This is a genomic window from Arthrobacter sp. Y3224055, assembly GCF_059090825.1.
In genome coordinates, this window is sequence record NZ_JBNHGB010000001.1 from 1097992 (window position 1) to 1116968 (window position 18977).

18 protein-coding genes and 1 tRNA gene are annotated in these 18977 nt (G+C 67.1%); 8 read left to right on the plus strand and 11 right to left on the minus strand.

Annotation, left to right across the window (positions count from 1 at the left end):
- Window position 1 precedes the first annotated feature (1 nt).
- The gene (locus AC5RTY_RS05230) at window positions 2–478 is read right to left on the minus strand and encodes an FHA domain-containing protein FhaB/FipA (protein ID WP_493978260.1); all 477 of its coding nucleotides are present in this window, start codon (window positions 476–478) and stop codon (window positions 2–4) included.
- Window positions 478–1215, minus strand: coding sequence for an FHA domain-containing protein (locus tag AC5RTY_RS05235; RefSeq protein WP_494001220.1), 738 nt, complete (start codon window positions 1213–1215; stop codon window positions 478–480). Before AC5RTY_RS05235 ends, AC5RTY_RS05230 begins: the two co-directional genes overlap by 1 nt.
- Before the next feature lie 363 nt (window positions 1216–1578).
- Here AC5RTY_RS05235 and AC5RTY_RS05240 point away from each other — a divergent pair.
- Window positions 1579–1661: transfer RNA gene (locus tag AC5RTY_RS05240), tRNA-Leu, on the plus strand.
- Window positions 1662–1814: 153 nt separating this feature from the next.
- Here AC5RTY_RS05240 and AC5RTY_RS05245 read toward each other — a convergent pair.
- Complete coding sequence (locus AC5RTY_RS05245; RefSeq protein WP_494001331.1) at window positions 1815–2165, minus strand: DUF5997 family protein; 351 nt, start codon at window positions 2163–2165, stop codon at window positions 1815–1817.
- A 60-nt stretch (window positions 2166–2225) separates the two neighbouring features.
- Here AC5RTY_RS05245 and AC5RTY_RS05250 point away from each other — a divergent pair, with 60 nt between their 5' ends.
- Genes AC5RTY_RS05250 through AC5RTY_RS05260 form a run of 3 tightly spaced genes read left to right on the plus strand, consistent with a single transcriptional unit; the run spans window position 2226 to window position 4702 of the window.
- Window positions 2226–3035, plus strand: a complete 810-nt coding sequence (locus AC5RTY_RS05250) for a LysR family substrate-binding domain-containing protein (RefSeq protein WP_494001221.1) — start codon at window positions 2226–2228, stop codon at window positions 3033–3035.
- 50 nt (window positions 3036–3085) lie between these two features.
- Window positions 3086–3865: an inositol monophosphatase family protein gene (locus AC5RTY_RS05255; RefSeq protein WP_494049179.1), complete on the plus strand. Its 780-nt coding sequence runs from the start codon at window positions 3086–3088 to the stop codon at window positions 3863–3865.
- A 39-nt stretch (window positions 3866–3904) separates the two neighbouring features.
- Entirely contained in the window at window positions 3905–4702 is a 798-nt protein-coding gene (locus tag AC5RTY_RS05260) for an enoyl-CoA hydratase/isomerase family protein (protein WP_494049178.1), read from the plus strand.
- A gap of 24 nt (window positions 4703–4726) precedes the next feature.
- Here the strand turns inward: AC5RTY_RS05260 and AC5RTY_RS05265 are convergent, their stop codons facing one another.
- Together AC5RTY_RS05265 and AC5RTY_RS05270 are read right to left on the minus strand one after the other, a co-directional pair.
- A complete protein-coding gene (locus tag AC5RTY_RS05265) occupies window positions 4727–5149 on the minus strand; it encodes a hypothetical protein (RefSeq protein WP_494024913.1) in 423 nt (140 codons plus the stop codon).
- 66 nt (window positions 5150–5215) lie between these two features.
- The gene (locus tag AC5RTY_RS05270) at window positions 5216–6904 is read right to left on the minus strand and encodes a nuclease-related domain-containing DEAD/DEAH box helicase (RefSeq protein ID WP_494139157.1); all 1689 of its coding nucleotides are present in this window, start codon (window positions 6902–6904) and stop codon (window positions 5216–5218) included.
- A 224-nt stretch (window positions 6905–7128) separates the two neighbouring features.
- Here AC5RTY_RS05270 and AC5RTY_RS05275 point away from each other — a divergent pair, with 224 nt between their 5' ends.
- A complete protein-coding gene (locus AC5RTY_RS05275; protein ID WP_494001226.1) occupies window positions 7129–7725 on the plus strand; it encodes an SRPBCC family protein in 597 nt (198 codons plus the stop codon).
- A gap of 27 nt (window positions 7726–7752) precedes the next feature.
- On the opposite strand, the gene pstS is transcribed toward AC5RTY_RS05275, so the two are convergent.
- Entirely contained in the window at window positions 7753–8868 is a 1116-nt protein-coding gene (gene pstS / locus AC5RTY_RS05280; protein WP_494139158.1) for a phosphate ABC transporter substrate-binding protein PstS, read from the minus strand.
- A 42-nt stretch (window positions 8869–8910) separates the two neighbouring features.
- Complete coding sequence (locus AC5RTY_RS05285) at window positions 8911–10416, minus strand: FAD-dependent oxidoreductase (protein WP_494049176.1); 1506 nt, start codon at window positions 10414–10416, stop codon at window positions 8911–8913.
- A gap of 124 nt (window positions 10417–10540) precedes the next feature.
- On the opposite strand from AC5RTY_RS05285, the gene AC5RTY_RS05290 reads away from it, so the two are divergent.
- Window positions 10541–11107 carry a cysteine hydrolase family protein gene (locus tag AC5RTY_RS05290; protein WP_494001229.1) on the plus strand — a complete coding sequence of 189 codons (567 nt, stop codon included), beginning with the start codon at window positions 10541–10543 and terminating at the stop codon, window positions 11105–11107.
- Between the two features lie 13 nt (window positions 11108–11120).
- Here the strand turns inward: AC5RTY_RS05290 and AC5RTY_RS05295 are convergent, their stop codons facing one another.
- Window positions 11121–11711 (minus strand): TetR/AcrR family transcriptional regulator, encoded by a 591-nt coding sequence (locus tag AC5RTY_RS05295; RefSeq protein WP_494001230.1) that lies wholly within the window; start codon window positions 11709–11711, stop codon window positions 11121–11123.
- Window positions 11712–12066: 355 nt separating this feature from the next.
- Here AC5RTY_RS05295 and AC5RTY_RS05300 point away from each other — a divergent pair, with 355 nt between their 5' ends.
- Window positions 12067–13683 (plus strand): MFS transporter, encoded by a 1617-nt coding sequence (locus tag AC5RTY_RS05300; RefSeq protein ID WP_494049175.1) that lies wholly within the window; start codon window positions 12067–12069, stop codon window positions 13681–13683.
- 94 nt (window positions 13684–13777) lie between these two features.
- On the opposite strand, the gene AC5RTY_RS05305 is transcribed toward AC5RTY_RS05300, so the two are convergent.
- The 3 genes from AC5RTY_RS05305 to AC5RTY_RS05315 form a co-directional block, all read right to left on the minus strand.
- Window positions 13778–15253 carry an MDR family MFS transporter gene (locus AC5RTY_RS05305; protein WP_494049174.1) on the minus strand — a complete coding sequence of 492 codons (1476 nt, stop codon included), beginning with the start codon at window positions 15251–15253 and terminating at the stop codon, window positions 13778–13780.
- A gap of 100 nt (window positions 15254–15353) precedes the next feature.
- The gene (locus AC5RTY_RS05310) at window positions 15354–15833 is read right to left on the minus strand and encodes a MarR family winged helix-turn-helix transcriptional regulator (protein ID WP_494001233.1); all 480 of its coding nucleotides are present in this window, start codon (window positions 15831–15833) and stop codon (window positions 15354–15356) included.
- Between the two features lie 126 nt (window positions 15834–15959).
- A complete protein-coding gene (locus tag AC5RTY_RS05315) occupies window positions 15960–17699 on the minus strand; it encodes a CocE/NonD family hydrolase (RefSeq protein WP_494001234.1) in 1740 nt (579 codons plus the stop codon).
- Window positions 17700–17916: 217 nt separating this feature from the next.
- Between AC5RTY_RS05315 and AC5RTY_RS05320 the strand changes: the two genes are divergently transcribed.
- Complete coding sequence (locus AC5RTY_RS05320; protein WP_494049173.1) at window positions 17917–18858, plus strand: MBL fold metallo-hydrolase; 942 nt, start codon at window positions 17917–17919, stop codon at window positions 18856–18858.
- Window positions 18859–18977 lie beyond the last annotated feature (119 nt).

The following is an 18977-nucleotide window of genomic DNA, read 5'->3' on the forward strand; positions in this document are numbered from 1 at the left end:
GTCAGGGCCTCAACTCAATGACCGTCTTGCCGATCCGGATGGGAACGCCGGGATCAACGGGCAGCGCCCGCGTCAGCTGGTTCTCGGCCAGGTAGGTGCCGTTGGTGGAGCCGAGGTCCTCGATGAACCAGCGGCTGCCCTGCGGAAAGAGGCGGGCGTGCCGGCCGGAGGCGTAATCGTCCTCCAGCACCAGCGTTGCTTCCTGGGCCCGGCCCAACAGGATGGGGCTCGCGGCCAGTTCCAGCGAGTGGCCGGCCAGCGGCCCTTCCGTGACCACCAGGCGGCGCGGAGCCACCCGGGGTGCCGGAGCGTCCGCCAGGTCGGGATTCTTCCGGACTTCGCGCGCAGTGGGGGATCCGGTGCGGCTGCGCTTGCCGATCTGCAGGTCCCGCCGCAGTGCGGAGACGATGCTGATGATCATGATCCAGAGCAGGATCAGGAAACCGAACCGCAGCGCGGTGACGACAAGCTCGCCCATTAGGCCCCGCCGCCCCGTGTCGGCAGCAAGCGGAAGGTAATGCGGGTGCGGCCCATCGTGATGACGGAGCCGTCGGTGAGGTCAATCCGGCCGTCGATCTTCTGGCCATTGACATAGCTGCCGTTGGTGGAACCGAGATCCACGGCCACGGCCGACCCGCCGTCGGTGCGGATCTCCAGATGGCGCCGCGAGACCCCGGTGTCGTCCACCATGATGTCGGCCTCGGAGGAGCGTCCGAGCACGATGGACGGCGCGTTGAGCGAGTAGCGCTGCCCGTTGATTTCCAGCACGGGCGTCAGCAGGGTGGGCTGGCGCGACGGCGCCGCGGGGGCACTGCGCTGCAGGGGCTGCGGCTGGTGGCCGTCGGACTTCACGACGGTGGCCTCGACTTCGAAGTCGCCGCCCTTGAGTGCGTCGTCCTTGGTGAAGGAAACGCGCACCGGGCCCTGCAGGGTGTACTTCTGGCTGTTGACGTGGCGGATGACCACGTCGCACAGTTCTTCGGCCAGGGTGGCGCCCCATTGTTCAGCCATCGCGTAGTCGGAATCGCCCAGCCTGACGTCGAAGACGTTGGGAGCCAACGTGCGGCCCTGGGCCAAGGTGATGGAACCGTTGTCCAGTTCGCGGCGCAGGCGGCTTGCGATCTCCACCGGCTGCACCTGGCCCTTGCCGCCGACAGAGAAGGCGCCGCGGACCATCTTCTCGATGCCGCGCTCCATACTGTCCAGAATGCCCATCGGGCCGCCTCCTCCCAGAGTTGTGGTCAGGTCTGCCCCCGCTGCGACAGCGGACAGGGCACACCTGTCTGGCGATTCTTCCCTTCGATACTACTTGGGCGTGTCCCAAAAGGCCCCATTCGGCAACGATCGCCGCGGGCGCGGCGGCGCCGGGGCGTGGTGAAGCTCACCATCGCGGAATCACGACGGCGGGGCGGGCGGCCCGCGGCGCAGGCCCTCCGATCCCCGTCGTTGCGCGGTATCCAAGGGGGCCGGCGCCCCGATTGGGAATTTTGGACTGTTTCACGCTACTATTGATCTCGCTGTTCTTGAGGAAAGCGAACCGGGAAACCGGTTGGCACGCCGAGAGGGCAGGAACAATGCGCGCGAGTGGCGGAACGGCAGACGCGCTGGCTTCAGGTGCCAGTGTCCGAAAGGGCGTGGGGGTTCAAATCCCCCCTCGCGCACGCAGAGCAAGAGCCCCGGTCTTCGGACCGGGGCTCTTGGCGTTAACGGGCACCCGGCCCCCGCTGACCGCTTGGTCAGCGGGGGAGGGGCCCGCCTCGCTCACCGCTTGATCAGCGAGGAGGGGGGCCCGCGGCGCGCTCGGCGGCTGCTGATCAGCCCTGCTTGCCGGCGGCCTTCACGCGCTGCTCCTCGGCACGCACGGCGGCGAACGAGGCACGTTCCGCCACCAGCCATTCCGGCGGATCCTGCAGCAAAGCGGTGATTTCGGCCGTCGTCAGCGGCTCCGTGATGCCGCCGCGTGCCAGACCGGAGATGGAGACGTTGAGTTTACGGGCCACCTCCGGCCGCGGATGCGGACCGTTGCGGCGCAGCTCCGCCAGCCATTCCGGCGGATCGGATTGCAGCTGGTTGAATTCCTCCCGCGAGATCAGGCTGTCCTGGAACTCCTGCGGGGCCGCGGGCAAGTAGATGCCCAGTTTCTTGGCGGCCGTGGCCGGTTTCATGGATTGTGCCGATTTCGCGCTCATAAGCCCAGCCTAGCCGCCCTGCGCTACGGTGATGAAGTGCAGGATGCAGACCAGGAGCCGACGACCACGGCCCAATTGGCCGGACTGAAGGTCGGCTATGTCCCGGGCGTGACACCGGGGAAGTGGACCCGCCGGTGGGCGGAGCGGCTGCCCGACGTCCCGCTGACCGCTTTCCAGTGCGGCGAGGAGGAGCAGACGGCCATCCTGCGCGACGGCCGTGCCGACCTGAGCTTCGTCCGGCTGCCCGTGGACCGCGAGGGGCTGAGCGTGATCCCGCTGTATGCGGAACTGCCCGTGGTGGTCGCGCCGAAGGAACACGATGTTGCCCTCTACGACGAGGAAGTCCCGTATCGGGAGATCGCGCACGAGAACTTCCTGGACCCCGGGGAAATGGGCGGCGCCAAGACAGGCATCGAGGTAGTGGCGTCCGGGGCGGGACTGATGATCCTGCCGATGTCCGTGGCCCGGCTCTACAACCGCAAGGACGTGGTGTACCGCACGGTCACCGATCACCCCGAGACGCAGATCGGCCTCGCGTGGCTCACCGACCGGACCGAGGCCGCAATCGAGGAGTTCATCGGAATTGTCCGCGGCCGCACGGCGCGCAGTTCGCGCCAGCCCTCGGTGCAGGAACAACAGGGCAAGGGCAAGACCCGCAAGAACACGGGGAAGAACGACGGCGGAGGCTCCGGCGCGGGGAAGGGCACCGCTGCGGGAAAGGGCTCCGCACCGGGCCGGACGCCGGCATCGGGCAAGGGCGCGAACAAGCCGTCCGGCCAGGGCAAGGGCAGGCCGGGTGGCGGCCGCACCCCGAAGGGCCGCGGGCCGCGGCGGGGCCGCCGGTAGCAACTGCCCCTGCATGCCGCGTTCGCCCCGCCGTTGGCTAGGCTTCAGATATGACCGTGAGCAGCCCTGACCATCTGGACGACACCGAACTCGCGGCCTGGCTGGTGCGCGCCGCCGGAACGCTGGCCAACGGCATGCGGTCGGGGGTGACCACGTTCGAGGAGAAGACCAGCATCTCCGACGTCGTCACCGCCGCCGACCACGCCGCGGAGAAACTGGTAGTGGATACGCTGCGCGAACTGCGGCCGGAGGACGCGATCCTGGGCGAGGAAGGCTCCAGCCACGAGGGAACCTCGGGCCGTACCTGGGTCATCGACCCGGTGGACGGCACCTACAACTTCTTCACCGGCGGGCACTACTGGTGCTCCGCGCTGGCGCTGACGGATGGAGCGGGAAGCCGGCTGGGGGCGGTTTACCACCCCGCCGAGGACGTCCTGTGGGTCGGCGGACGCGACCTGCCCACCACCCGGAACGGCTTGCGCGTGGGCGAAATCGCCAGCGCTCCCTTGGCGGCCAGTTGCGCGGCGGCGTACCTGCACCACACGTATTTGCGCGACAACGCAGCGGGCGAGCCGTACCTGCGCACCCTGCTCGGTTCGGCCACCTACCGTAGCTGGGGGTCGGCGTCGTGTGAGCTGGCGGCAACCTCCGCCGGGATCTTCGGCGTCTGGTACCAACAGGGGCTGCCGGACTGGGACTGGCTTCCGGGCAAGACCCTGGTCGAAGCGGCCGGAGGTTCCACCGCCGTCGTGGAGGTCGACGGCTACCGCTGGTCGGTAGCCGGGGGACACCGTCAGGTGGCCGACGTGGTCGCCCTGCTGGGGGGATGACCACGTCCGATCTGGGGCCCGGCGTGGCATAGTGGGGCTGTGGAAAAGACTTACGAAACGATTCAGCTTGAATGCCTCGGCGAATTGGCCACCGTCGTCATCAACCGTCCCGAGTCGCTCAACTCCCTGAACACCCAGGTCGTGGCAGACCTGGCACAGTTCGTCACGGACATCCGTTCGCCGGAAGGCCGGGAAGTTCGGAGCATCCTGATCACGGGTGCCGGCGGGAAGGCCTTCGCGGCCGGCGCCGACATCCGGGAACTGGCCTCCATGGGACCGGCCGAAGCGGAAGCACACAGTGCCGCCATGCAGGACCTGACCCGATTGCTGGAGACCCTGGACCTTCCGGTGATCGCCTGCGTCAACGGGTTTGCCCTGGGCGGAGGCTTGGAATTGGCGTTGGCCTGCGACTTCATCTACGCGACGGCCAACGCGAAGTTCGGCCTGCCGGAAGTCGGACTGGGCCTCATTCCGGGCTTCGGTGGGACGGTCCGGCTGCCGCAGCGGGTCGGCCCCGGAATGGCCAGGGAACTGATTTTCACGGGCCGCAGCATCGGCGCCGAGGAAGCCCTGCGGATCGGGCTGGCCAACGCCGTCTTCGCCAGCAAGGACGACATGCTCGACGCCGCCGCCGCCACCTGCCGGGAGATCTCCGCAAAGTCCCCCGCCGCCGTCGCAAACGCGAAACGAACGCTCGATGCGGCGCTGGGCCGTCCCACCGCCGACGGGCTGCAGGTGGAGCGCCGGGCCTTCGGGCAGGCCTTCACCACTGAAGACTCGCGCATCGGCCGGGATGCCTTCCTAACCAAGGAGGCGCCCGCCTTCACCGGGCACTGAAGGCGGGCGCGGGCAGGGTATTGATCAGCGACGGCGGTGCCACGCCGGATCGTACTGGGTGGCCAGCCGAGCCAGTGTCAGTCCCGCCAGCAGCAAGCCGACGTCACGCAGCGCCACGTCGTAGAACCCCGACAGCGTCAGCAGGTTGACGATGATGCCCGCCAGCCAGAGGGAAACGATGTAGGCGCCGTACCGCGGCTTGAACCAGACCACGATGCCGGCGGCTATTTCCACCACGCCGACGATCAGCATGGCGGTGTGCGCGCTGAAGGGCAGCAGGTTAACGACCCAAGGGGCCAGATACTGTTCCCAGTCAGTGAGCAGATTGAAGAACTTGTCCAGCCCCATCAAAATCGGCAGGACGGAAAAGCCCAGCCTGAGCATCCAAAAAGCACCGTAGGCGGGCTCGGTCCGGACCCGTTGCAGCGCAGGAGTGGTGGTTGCCATGGGAACCTCCGGTAAATTCTAAAAACCGAATAAGTAGTTTTAGAATGCTCCGCTGCGGCGGGAAAGTCAATGGTCTTGCTGCTGCTGGTCAGGATCCCAGGATTCGGTCTGGGTCAGCCTCTTGACCAGGGCAGGGCCGCCCACCCTTGTGATGGCCGATCTTTCGCCCACGATGACCAGCAGGCTGCGCGCGCGGGAGAAGCCTGAATAGAGCATCTCGCGCGCCCGCTCGGGATCGCCGAAGCCGTTGACCGCCAGGACCACCACCGAGCGTTCGAGTCCCTTGAAGCCGAGCACGTCGCCGTAGAACACGTCGTCGTCGTCAAAAAAGGCGTCCCAGTATCCGCGCCAGCCCAGTGCGTCCACCGCTTGCTGATGCGCCGGATGCTTGCGCTTTGTGGTCAGCAGCGCCACTTGCTGCGGGGCCCAGCCTTCACGCTCGACCAGCTGCGCCACCGCATCGCCGGCCCGCTGGATGACGTTCCCGGCCGTCGCCTCCACCAGCCGGATGCGCGGGCCGGAGAGGCCCCGCGGAATCGCCAGCTCGGTGGACAGCGCGCCGCAGAGCGCCGCGATCTGCTTCGTATTCCGCAGGTTTTCATTCAGCACCAAGGGGGGCACTTCAATCGGCGGCCAGCCGTCGCGGCCGAAAAGGCGCTGGTCTTCGTCCATAAACACATACAGGCCGCCGACAGCAGGTTCCTTCAGGCACTCCAAGACGGCCTCCCACCACAGCGTGCCAAAGTCCTGGCCCTCGTCCACGACGATCGCGTCGAAGAGTTCGCGGACCGGCTGGTTCTTGGCCAGCCGTTTGAGTGTCCGGGGGAGGTAGTGCTCGTAGTACTGGTTGGTGAGCAACCGGGGGTCCAGCGGATGGTGCGCGGCCCAGCGGACCGGCAGGTCATAGAACATGCCCACGTGTGCCGGGCGTTCGGCCGGCTTCCACCCGGCCGTCTCGGTCTCGAAGTACCGGGCCAGGCCGCGGCTGGAGCACAGCAGCGCCACCCGCTTTCCGTCGCGCGCCAACCGCCGGGCCTGTTCCAATGCGAGCCAGGTCTTGCCCGTGCCCGCGCCGCCGATGACGCGTGCCCGCGGCTGGTCCTTCAGGACATCAAGGATCGCCGATTGGTCCCGCGTCATCTGCTCGGCGCGGCCTTCGTGCTCGGCCGCTGCGGAGAGCGCCCCGTCGCCCGGCCGGGGGCGCGTCAACCATGCCACGATGCGGTCGGCGATATCCGGCGCGGTTTCGCCGTCCCCGTCGCCGCAGAAGTTGATGGCTTCCCTGACCGTGTCGTCCGGGTACTTGAGGTCCTCGCTGCCGATCACCATGGAACGCCTGAGGCCGGGGATGTCCCAATGCCGCGGAAGCCGCGTGTCCGGAAAGGCCAGCAGGTGGGCGAAGCGGACCCTGCGGCTGAGCCCCAACTGGGAGCCGAGGTAGCGCTGGAGCATGTGCCGGGCGTCCTGAGCGTGGACCAATGGATCCTTGATGCGGTGCTGCCGGCCGTTGGCGGACTGGTACCACTGGCCCGCGTCGTAGCTGATCTGCCCGCCTCTAACCTCGATGGTGGCGATGCCGACGCCGGGCCAGACAACGAGCAGATCGATCCGACGGGCGGCACCGTTTTCGACGATGTCGACCGAATGCAGCAGGGCGGCGGACGGCGGCAGGGTACCCTTCAGCGCCTCCCAGACCTGCCGTTCGGCAGGCTGGTCCCGGCCGAACTCAGGCTGTTCCGGAAAACAGCGCGGCATACCGCCCCCTCAACTTCAACGCAGTGGTTTACCACACAGACTACCAATGCAGGACATCGTCCCTTCTCGTCCCGGAACGCGGGCCCGGTTGCAGCCAACCCTCCCGCGCGCGCGGGCGTGGCCGTTCATTGCCGCGCCCCGGGCCGTTCTGTAGCGTTAACTGCAGGTGGCAACTCATGAAGGCGGTGCCTGCGGCGCCGTTCCGCGGCGGAATGAGGATGATCATGGCAACCATCGAAGAAACAGTCGAGATCTCGCTGCCCGCCGCAAAGGTTTATGACGAGTGGCTGCGCTTCGAGTACTTTCCCTCCTTCATGCACGGCGTGAAATCGGTGATCCGGACGTCCGACACCACGCACCATTGGGTCACGAAAGTCGGCGGCGTGCAGCGCGAATTCGATACGGCCGTGACCGAGGACGAGCCCGGAGAGCGGATCGTGTGGAGGAGCGAAGGCGGAATCAGGCACAGCGGCACCGTGACGTTCGGGAGCATCGATGCCGACACCACGTCGATGCACGTGCACCTCGATTGGGAGCCGCATTCCCTGCTGGAAAAGGCCGGTTCGGGACTGGGATCGGACCACCGGGAGGTGCGCAACGAGTTGTGGCGCTTCAAGACCTTCGTCGAGTCCGGAGGATCGGAAACGCACGAGCCGGGCAACCAGCAGTTCTACGGCGGAACCTTCGCCGGCGGATTTCCTCCGGCAGCCTCGGCCCAGCCGGACATCCCCCAGAACGAGGATGACAACGCCTACAACCGGGAGCCGGACGTCCGGGAGCCCGAGGACCGGGAGAACCGGAGGCGGGGTCCCGGCAGCTAATCTGCTACTCGGGGCCTGCGGCCGCTGTCAGGAACGGGCGCTGATCCGCTCCACGGAAGCCACGGCACGCTTCGACAGCTCCTCGGACAGCGGCGCGCTCTTGGCCGAGTCCGCCGCGTCGTTCTGGCCCTCGGGGCTCAGGACATACTGAGCGAACGCCTTGACCAGGTCCACCTTCTCCTGGTCCTCGTACGTGGTGCAGTAGATGTGGTAGGAGACCAGCATCAGCGGATAGGCGCCGGCGGCGGTAGTCGTCCGGTCCACTTCCAGGGCCAGGTCGTATTCCGGCCGCCCCTCGACGGGTGTGGCTTCGTCCAACCCCTTCGCTGCCGCTTCTGCGCTCACCGGGACATAGTCCTGGCCAACCTTGAGGTTAACCTTGCCCAGGGGATCCCCGACGGCGGAATCGTCCGCATAGGTAACGGCGCCCGCCGTGCCGGCGACCATGCTCACAACGCCCGTTGTACCCTGTGCGTTTTCCCCGGCGAATTCTCCGGGCCAGGTGTCGCTGGGCTCCGGCGTCCAGACCTCTGGGACCACGGCGTGCAGGTACTCGGTGAAGGTCTCGGTGGTGCCGGAGTCCTCGGAACGGTTGACGGGAGTGACCGCAAGATCGGGCAACTCCACGCCCGGGTTGTGCTCCGCGATGGCGGGGTCGTCCCAAGACCGGATTTCGCCCTGGAAGATCCTGGCAATGGTTTCGGCGTCCAGGTTCAGTTCGGTGATGCCCGGAAGGTTGAACGCCACGGTGATGGGGGAGATGTAGGACGGGACGTTGAAGGCGCCCTCGGGGCCGCACACCTTGCGCGACTGGTCAACTTCCTCGTCGTCCAGGTAGGCATCCGAGCCGGCGAACTCGACGGCGCCGGCCAGGAAGGCGGTGCGTCCTGCGCCGGAGCCGTCCGGCGAATACTGGACCTGCGCGTCGGAATGGAGCAGGCCGAAGCCGGCCACCCACGCGTCCATCGCCGCGTTCTGGGATGATGCTCCGGCCCCTGTCAGCGTGCCCGACAGGGAGGAGCCCTGCCGGGCGGCGGCTTCCTGGGCCGGACCCAGCGGGTAGTCGGAGCCGCAGGCGGCCAGGGACAAGGACATTAAGGCGGCGGTACCAAGGGCGGCCGCGCGGCGTTTCAACTGAGGCATCCGCACTAGACTACCGGTGCGGCGGCGTCAGTCCCAAGGGGGCTACCGTGCCTCGAGGTCCTTGACGGCGGGGCCTTCCAGCACCTTGCCGTCGGCGCTGAAGCGGGACCCGTGCAGGGGGCAGTCCCAGCTGCCCTCCGCGTCGTTCCAGGACAGCACGCCGCCCAGATGCGTGCAGACCGCGCTGACCCGGTATGTGGCGGAGTCCACGGTACAAATGCCCACCGGCCGCGAATTTTCCCGCACCACAGTGCCCTGACCCTCCGGCGGTGCCGCATGCGTGGTCCGGGTCAATCCGCCCAGCCAGCCGGACAGCAATTCCAACCCGACGGACAAATTGGTGCCGGCGGTGCTGGCGGCGTCCCGTCCGGAGATGCGTGACTTATAGAGGTCCTTGGCCCAATGATTGTCGCCGCCCAGGATGGAGGCCGACAGCGCCAGTGCCGCCGCCACCCCGTTGGTCATGCCCCACTTGTTGAATCCGGTGGCCACCATGATGCGCTTCTCCCCGGGCAGGATCGGACCCACGTACGGCACCGCACCAGCGGGTTCATAGTCCTGCGCAGACCAGGCATGCGTGGGCTCGGCACCCGGAAAGTGCTGTTGGGTCCAACGGAGCAGGTCATCGACCAGACCCCGGGTATGGCCGTGGCGGCCGACAACGTGGCCGTTGCCGCCGACCAGCAAGACCTCCCGGTCGCCGTGGCGCGCGGTCCGCAGCGAGCGGGTCGGCCCGTCGATGGACAAATACATCCCCGACGGGATGCGCCCGGGCACCGTCAAGGCGGCGGCGTAGGAACGCATGGGCTTGAGCACGCTGAAATGTCCGCCGCGGTTGAGCATGGGCGTGCCGGTCGCCAGCACCAGGATGCCGGTCTTAATGTCGCCCAGCCCCGTGCGCACGGTAAGGTTTCGCGGACCCGCCCCGTCACCGCCGTCGTCCGCGCGGCCGATGCCCGTGACCCGCATGCCCTCGAAGACCAGGCCTCCGCGGCTGCGCAGTTCTGCAACGAGCGCCGCCAGGAGGTGCATCGGATGGATCTGGGCCTGGTCGGCCAACCGCAGCATCCCGGCGACCTCGAACGGCAGCTCGCCGGCACCGGAGACTTTTTCGACCGGCAGGCCGGCGGATTCGCTGGCGCGCTGCTCCGCCGCCAGGTCCTCGGCGCCCTCGGGGGTGGTGGCGTAGGTGAAGGCGTCCCGCCGGTCGTATCCCACCCGGTGTTCGTCGCAGTACCGCAGGATCCACGCCTGGGCTTCCCGCTGGGCGGCCACATAGGCCGCGGCGGTGCCGGAGTCGTGATGGTTCGCGATGCGCGAAAGCTGGCTGCCCTGCAGCAGGGATATCTTGGCGGTCGTGTTGCCGGTGGTGGCGGCCCCGACCGACCGCGCCTCCGCCACGGCAACCCGGTGCCCGGCCCGCGCCAGCAGGACAGCAGTGGTGAGGCCGGTCAGCCCGGCTCCGGCGACGACCGAGTCGAACCCGGTTTGGCCGGAGTACGTGTCAACCGGAATCTGTTGGGCGGTATCGAGCCAGAGTGAATGCATGACGCTGTCCTTTCGGCCGGATGGTAGTACACACCACACCCTGTCGCTGCTGGCGCGTCAAGACCCAAACTGCGGGTGCACCTGACAGGATGGAAGCGAGGACGACCGGCGGAAGGCGGAGGGCATGAAAACTGCGGTGCTGATGATCGACTTGCAGAACGCGTACTTCGAGGACCCTGCCTTGGCCAAGCGGCAGGAAGCCGTGGTGGAGTCAGCCAATCTGTTGATCAGGACCGCGACGGCGGCGCAGGTGCCGGTGCTGCTTGTTTACACGCAGCACCTCAGGGACCGTTCAACCTGGACCCTCAGCATGCTCGACGATGACCAGGGATTCCTGTTCGAGGGGACCGAGCAGGCCGAATTCCTGCCCGGGCTGCAAACAGAGGGCCTCGAGCGCGTCGTCAAGACACGCGACAGCGCGTTTTTTGGTACGGGCCTGGCCGAGCGGCTGCGGGACGCCGGGGTGGAACGGCTGGTCCTGGCAGGCGTGGCGACCCACAACTGCGTGGCGCAGACGGCGGCCGATGCGTTCGCCCACAACTTCCGCGTGGTCTTCGCCAAGGACATGATTGCCTCGACCAATGAGGACTATGCCGGTTCCATGCTGCAGATCCTCAGCGATGAGTACCGCCAGCCCGTGCTGGGCCGCGGGGCGCTGGCCGAATTGCTGGCGGGCGCGCGCCAAGGGTGATCCAGCTGGAGGCTTACCCCTCCGAGAGCAGATGGCACCAGGAATCCGTCAGGGTTTCCAGGCACATCTCCCGATCCATAATCCAGCCCGTGCGGATCCACCGCTGCGAGAGGTATTCCAGCTGGCCAAAGGCGAGGACGCAGCGGACCTGGCGGCTGGCCGGGTCGAACCGCCCCGACCGATCCAGCCCGGATGTCATGTCCGCCGCAACATCGCGGAACCAGTCCTCCATGACCTTTGCAACCTCAGGCTCGACCGGGGCCGCCTGATAGACGGCATGCAGATAGGGGCGGGTTGCTTCCCATTGGTCGAATTTCCGGCTGATCCAGGCGCGGATCAAGTCGCGGGTACCCAGTTCCACCACGGTGGATAGGGCCGGGTCGTCCACGCTGGTGAGAATGGAGTCCACCGTCTTCACCACGTCGCCCATCAGCTGCGCCTTCGACGCGAAGTGCAGGTAGAAGGTCGTTCTCGTGGTGCCGGCACGGGCGGCAATGTCGTCGATCGTGGTGGCCGCGTAGCCCTTGGACTCAAAGAGGTCCAGGCCGGTGTCCAAGAGAAGTTGCCTGGTCTGCTGTTTCTGAGCCTCGCGGAGTGTTGCCATGCCACACAGGATAGCCGGTGTCCGCGGCTCCCCCGGACCAGCCGAGGCTGCCCTCCGGATTTCCCCGCACCGGCTGTAACACTTCAGCCCGGCGGCTCTTGGAGCGGAAACCCTCTCAAATGACACGTCGAATGCTCACTTGACACCATGTATTGTGAATCACTACTGTTAGCCCCATCACGATGGGCCTGTCGCCTGCGTCACAGGGTGCCGCAGACAGCACAGAGCATTGCGGCAGGGTCTCGTCTACCACCGGTTCCAGCGAGTGCGGACGAATGCGGCCGCCATGCCCGGACCGGTTCCGCCGAGCACCACCCGTTCACCACACCGCTCACACCATGACAAGGAAGTTCATATGAGCCAGGATCAGGGGACCCACACGTCATCGCCGCAGTCCGATCCGCCGCCCCAGGCGCCGCCCGTGCAGGTCACACCCGCGCGCACCAGGGGCACATTGGTCGCTGCATCATTGGCGGTCATGGTGGCGCAGATCGCCAACGCTCTGCCAGGCGCGCTCAATGGCGAATTCCAGATCACCTTTAACACGTTCGGTTCCCAGCTGACCTGGATCACCGCGGCGTTCATGATTCCCGTGGTGGTTTTCGAGCTGACCTTCGGTGTGCTCGGTGACAAGTACGGCCACCGCAAGCTCGTCGTGGGCGGCGCCGTGCTGGTCATGATCGGCTCGCTGGTCTGCGCCATATCCCCGACGGTCCAGGCCATGTGGATCGGCTCCGCCATCAACGGCCTGGGTGCGGGTGCAATTTTCCCCGCATCGTTGGCCCTGGTTGCTTCGGTGGCGCGCTCCATACAGGAGCGCGTGCGCGGCATCGCCATCTGGGCGGGCTTCCTTTCGGCGGGCTCGGCCCTGTCGCCCTTGCTCGGCGGCGTGTTTGCCGGCTTCGGCTGGTGGCGCGGGGCCTATGCGGTGGTGGTATTGACGGCCCTCGCCGCACTGCTGCTGACCGCCCTGCGCTCCGCCGAGGCCAAGGTGGCCCGGGAGCGCCGGATGGACATCTGGGGCCAAATCACCTTTGCACTGGGCCTGATCCTGGTTCTCTTCGGGCTGGTACAGGGTCCCGAAGACGGCTGGACCAGCGCCCACGTGGTAGCCGCCCTCGCCTCCGGTGTGGTGCTGTTGGCGATCTTTGTGGCCATCGAACTACGCGTTGAGTCCCCGCTGCTGGAGCTGAGGCTGTTTTTGAACCGCCAGTTCGCCATCGCGTCGATCGTGGCCGTGGTCGGCATGTTCGCTTTTCTGGGTGCCTGCTTCTCCACCAGCATGTGGCTGGGGCCGGTCCAGCACCAAAACCCGCTGTACCTCGGCCTGCTGTTCCTGCTGCTGCAGGGGCCCGCATTCGTGTTGATCCCCGTGCTGTCCCGGCTGCAGGCCCGCGTCTCATCCCGCTGGCTGATGACTTTCGGATTCCTGGCCATGGCCGCAGGCGCATTGATCAACTCCACTGCCGACGTCACCAGCCGCGACGTGACCGCTTTCATCCTGCCGTCCCTGCTGGTCGGACTTGGTTTCGCCTTCACGCTGAGCCCGATGACCGCTATTGCCGTGAACTCGGTGCCGCGGGAGATGACGGGCATGGCCAGCGCCACCACCAACCTCCTGCGCGACCTCGGGTTTGCGCTCGGGCCGGTGCTGGTGGGCGCCATTGCCCTCTCCACCGCCGGCGGAAAACTCATGACCTCCCTGCAGACCTCCGGTTTGGCTCCGGACCAGTTGGGTCCGGCGATGGGCATTGCGGAAGCGGGCGGTCCGATCGCGCTCAACAGCATCCCCGAGGGCGTTCCCGGATCGGGCGGCAGCCAGTTCGCCCTCGAGGCCCTGGGCAGTGGATTCACGCAGGCCTTCCTGGTGGTTGCCATCGCGGCCCTGGCCGCGGCGTTGCTCAGCTTCTTTGGGTTGCACGGCGTCAAGGAAACCGAACCGGAAGCAGCGGCACCGCGCACAGTCGCGTAGCATCCCGCAGCGCCGCACGACCGAGACAGAGGAAGCCGGCCATCCCTTGGGGGCGGCCGGCTTCCTTCAAGCATGCGGGCGGGGCAGCCGGGCCTTAGCGGCCGGTGTTCTCCTGCAGGCGCCGAACGAACGGTGCGCACACGACGGCCACGAGGCCGAGGATGCCGCCGACCGTGAAGGCGACCCGGACGCCGTCGACCAGGGCGACGTTCGCCGCGATGCCGTTGGCGGCTGCCGCCGCCGTGCCGATGGTCATGGCGGCAACGAGAACCGCGGTACCCGCGGCGCCGGCCAACTGCTGCAGGGTATTCATGATCGCGCTGCCATGGCCGTACTGCTCACGCGGCAGGGCGCCCAGGGCCACGGTCATCAGCGGGGTCATCAGCATGGCCATGCCGACGCAGAACACCGTATGGAAGACGACGATCGTCGTCACCGGGGTATCAATATGGACGCTGCCCAGCAGCCACTGTCCGCCGGCCAGCAGGAAGGCGCCGGGAATGACGATGGGCCGGGGGCCCACCTTGTCATAAAGGCGGCCGACGAGCGGGGACACGATCCCTTGGATCAGGCCGCCGGGCAGGAGGGCCAGGCCGATGGTCAACGTGCTCAGGCCCATGCCGTTCTGCATGAAGATCGGCATCACCATGACCGTGCCCAGCATGGTGGCCATGGCGATCATCACGATGATGACCGAGATGCGGAAGTTGTGCACCTTGAACGGACGAAGGTCCAGCAGGTCCGACTCCGTCTTGCGCAGGGCACGCTGGCGCTGAATGAAAAGGACCAGCGCGACGGCGCCGACGACCAGTGCCACGACCGGGGCCCAGGAACCTGCCATCAGGTCGGCGATCGAGGACAGCGCATAGACGATGCCGCCGAAGGCGAAGGCGGAGAGGATGACCGAGAGGACATCCAGCGGAGCCTTGCGCGTCTCCTTGCCGGTCTTGATGGCAATGACGCCGAAGAGGAAGACGATGATGGCCACCGGCACCATCAGGCCGAAGACCCAGCGCCACGTCAAGGAGTTGATGACGGCGCCGGAGAGGGTGGGGCCGATGGCCGGCGCCACGGAGATGACCACGGAGTTGAGGCCCATGACAGTGCCGCGGTGCCGGACCGGCACGGAGGTGAGCGTGGTGGTCATCAGCAGCGGCAGAATGATGGCCGTGCCGGCCGCTTGGACGATGCGCGCGATGAGCAGCACCGCGAACGTCGGGGCGATGGTCGCCAGCGCCGTGCCGAGGATGAAGAGCAGCATCGCACTGACGAAGAGGCTCTTCGTGGTGAACCGCTGAAGCATGAAGCCGGTGGTCGGAATGACGACGGCCATCGTGAGCATGAAGCCCGTGGTCAACCACTGCGCCGTTGTGGCCTGGACGCCCAGGTCCGCCATCAGGTCGGGCAGGGCGACCGTCAGCACGGTCTCATTGAGGATCATGATCAGCGCTGACAGCACCAAGGCGGTGATCACGGCGGCGATGCGCTTGGGGGAGATCCTCTCGGGCTCCACGGCCTCTGCCGCCTCCACCTCTCCGGGCGGAATTTTCTCCTCTAGGACGTCTTTCATGGCCACCTTTTCTGTTTGTGGGGTGCGGCAGACAGGGGCGCCGCTAATACTTACAAAATTATAAGTATATCTAAAAAGAAAAGCCCGACTGGCCGATGGTTCAGCGCTGGTCCGGCTCGTTGATCAGCGCCGCCAAGCGCTGGAGGGCGGGCAGGCTCGCCGCGATCTGTTCCTGTTCCCCGGGGTGTAGCCTGGCGGCCGCCGTCCCCAGGGTTTCCGCCCACGCGGTTTCCAGCATGATCCTGATCCGCTGGGACTCGTCGGTGGGGTGCAGCGTCACGTAGCGCTTGTCCGCCTCGTCGCGCCTGCGCGTCACGAGCCCGCGGGCCACCAGTTCACGCAGTTGGGTGCTCACGTTGCTGAACTGGCGGTCAAGCCTGGAAGCGACCTCGGCCACGGTTATGCCCGGGTGCGCTTCGATGACCCGCATGATGTCCACCATGCCGTTGGGCAGCAACGGGACGCCGGAATTCTCGTGGGATTTTCGGCGGACATCGGAGGAGATGTCGATCAAGGCCACCGCCAGATCGCGGTTGTCCTCGACGGCTTTGCGGGCCGTGCCGCCCTCGGTTGTTTCCATTACCCAAGGATAAGAGGTGCGCCGGGCACCTCCGGCCGTGACGTTCAGGATCGCTGATCACCACGGCCGGGAAAGCCTCGGGGGCACCTCGAGGGCGCCCGGCCGGCGGTCGGGGCTGCCGTCGCGTTAGTTCGCCCCATCCTCGGCCTTGCGGGCGGTGAAGGGCAGGACCAGCCGGGACCGGTGTGCGGCGTCGCGGTAAATCTTGTGCGTCACCGGGCGTCCCACCGGGAGGTGGAAGGCGTCCGGAGGCAGCAGTGCGTTGTGCTCGTCGGCCAGCGGCTCGCCGTTGGAAAGCTCGGCCACCAGCCGGTGTCCCGGCCTGAAGGTGTTGGCGAACGGGTAGAGGCGCAGGACATACTCCTCGATCTTCCCCGGCTCCACCGGCACGGCACGGGTGTGCGGGTGGATCGGGCTGCCCTCGCTGGTGCGCTCCTCGTCCAGCTCGCGGTGCGAGGCCTTGAGGTAGCCGGTGGTGATCAGTTGGCGCTTGCCGTTCGGGGCGTAGTCCCACAGGCGCAGGATGAAGTTCGAGTCCGGCTGGTCGATCTCGGCGAAGATGTGCGCGGCGCCGGTGCCGATCATCTCCGTGTCCTCTTCGAACGGCCCGGTGCTCCAGCTGAGGATCTCCACCTTGTCGGTCACCGTCAGGGGCGCCTGGTAGAAGCCGTCCGGGGCCGCATACTCCACGCCCATCAACTCCGGCTCGGCGGACAGCTTGTGGCGCGGACGAAGGTAGAGGGAGGTGTACTCGATCTCCTTCGGCGGCCACTGGTCCGCCTCGACGGTCTCGCGGGAACCTTCGACGAAAACGCTCACGGCCGGCTCGTCCATCACGCCGTTGTCGATGCCCTTGATCCAGTAGTCGTACCAGCGGAACATCTTGTCGTGCTCCTCGATGAACGGGCGCGACTGCATGGGCGGGTAGGGGCCGATGGTCAGCTTCTTGGGTCCCTTGAGCGAGTTGTACAGCTCGATGGTGCCGTCCATGGTCCAGCCGCGGCCCTGGTCGATTTGGAGCCAGACCGGGATGTCGATGTTCGGAGCGAGCGTGATGGGGTTGCGCTCCTCGTACCACTCGCCGTCCAGCTCGTTCATAACGATGTCGAACCAGGCTTCGTGGTTCTTGGGGTAATGCAGCACGTGGACCAGGTTCGGCCAGGCGGCAACGTCCGGGTCCTCGAGGCGCTTGGCGACCAGCTTCTTGAGCTCCTCGGGCGAGTACTTTTCGATCATGCGGGACTTGACGCCGTCGGTGAAGGCCCAACCGGAGTCTCCGCCGCGGCCTTCGCGGGCGGCGCGGGGCATGAACCACATGATGCCGCCGTGGTAGGTGGTTTCGTAAAAGTCGTAGTGGCCGCCGCTGACGAAAATCGCCTTCAGGTGGGGCGGGCGTTCGGCCGCGGCCAGTACCTGCATGGAGCCGAAGTAGGAGATGCCGACCATGCCGACGTTGCCGTCGCACCACGGCTGTTCGGCAACCCATTCGATGAAGTCGTACGCATCCTGGCCCAGCGATACGCCGCCGGCGTTGTAGTTGCCGATGTGTTCGCCGCCGGAGTCGCCGGACCCCCGCAGGTCGCCGATGACGTGGACGTAGTCCTCCTTGACGATGCGGGCGATGTCGCCGGCCTCGATGCAGCCGTCCCACATCGGGCTCGGACGCCGCTGCGGGGGAGTGGTCAGCGCCAGCGCCTGCAGCTCCTTGCCGTACGGGCTCAGGGCCACCAGGGCCGGCCGGGGCTTGTCCTCCAGGCCCTGGTAGGTGTCCGCGGCGAGCTCAACGCCGTCGCGCATTGGGATCCGCAGGTCCTTGCGGATCTTGATCGTCTCCCCACCGGCATTCCACGTCGTGAAATCAGTCATGTGTGCACTTCCTTGTTGACGTTCGAGTGCCAGGTGTCCCGCTGGCAGGCGCGCTCTCCGGAGCCACGCTCTATTATATTATTATAATAAAGTGCCGTGCAAACGATGGTGACCAGGCCCAGGCCGCGGCGCGGAAAGGCCGCGCGAGGGCATTGGTCCGCGCTGTCGAGCCATACCATCAGGACGGTGAACGGGTCCCGGAGCTGAGGAGAGAACAATGACGCAAGAAGTGACCATTCATCCGCTGGTCTCGCCCTGGGGCCGCTTCGGTCTCTACAGCTTCTTCATCGACGCGCCCGAGCCGGCCATCGTCGACACGGGCATCACCACGTCACCGGTCGAGGGCATGGTGCCGGAGCTGGAGAAGCTGGGCCGGCGCATCGAGGACGTCAAGTGGATCCTGCTGACGCACGGCCACATCGACCACCTCGGCGGTGCCCACGCCCTCTGGGAGCTCACCGGCCGGAAGGCGAGGGTCGTCATCCACCGGGCGGACGCCCCGTTGCTTCGCTCCCGGCAGGCGCACGTGCAGAACTACCTCGACGTCCGCCGGCAGTACCTCGACAGCCCGAACGCCGTCGAGGAGCAGGTGAAGGCGGCCGGGCATGCCATCTCGGGCGAGATGGAACCGGACATGCTTTTGGAGGGCGGCGAAACCCTCAGCCTTGGCGGGGATGTCACGGTCTCCGTGCATCACATCCCCGGCCACACCGCGGGCTCCGTGGCCTACGTGGTGGACGGGCAGGACGCGGTGTTTGTCGGCGACTCCGTCCAGGTCCACGGCGCCGCCAACCACTTCCCGGGGTATGAGGATCCGGACGCCTACCGTGCCAGCCTCCGCTACCTGCGCGACGAGGTCCGTCCCAAGCGCCTGTACCTTGGCCACCCCTACCGCAACACCGAGGGCGTGCCCTTCGACATCGGGATGGACGCCGGCACGGCCCGGCAGGCCCTGCAGGAGAGCCTGGACATCGAGGCCCGGGTCCGCGCCGCCGCGCGCCGCTCCGTGGAGGGCGGCCTGCAGGAGACCGGCTCGCCCTATTCGCCGTTCGCCTCGGTGGCCGAGGAACTCGGCTATACCGGGGATCCGACGCTGGAGCCTTCCCCGTTCTTCACGACCCTGCACGGCTACCGCAAGCTGTACGGCAAGAGCGACTGACCGGCCCCACGCCCCAAACGACGACGGCGGCGCGCCCCCGGGGGTGGGCGCCCCCGCCGCGGGCCGGGGGTGGGAGCCCCCGGGGAGGGCCGCCCCCCGGTAGAGGGAGGGCCCGGTCC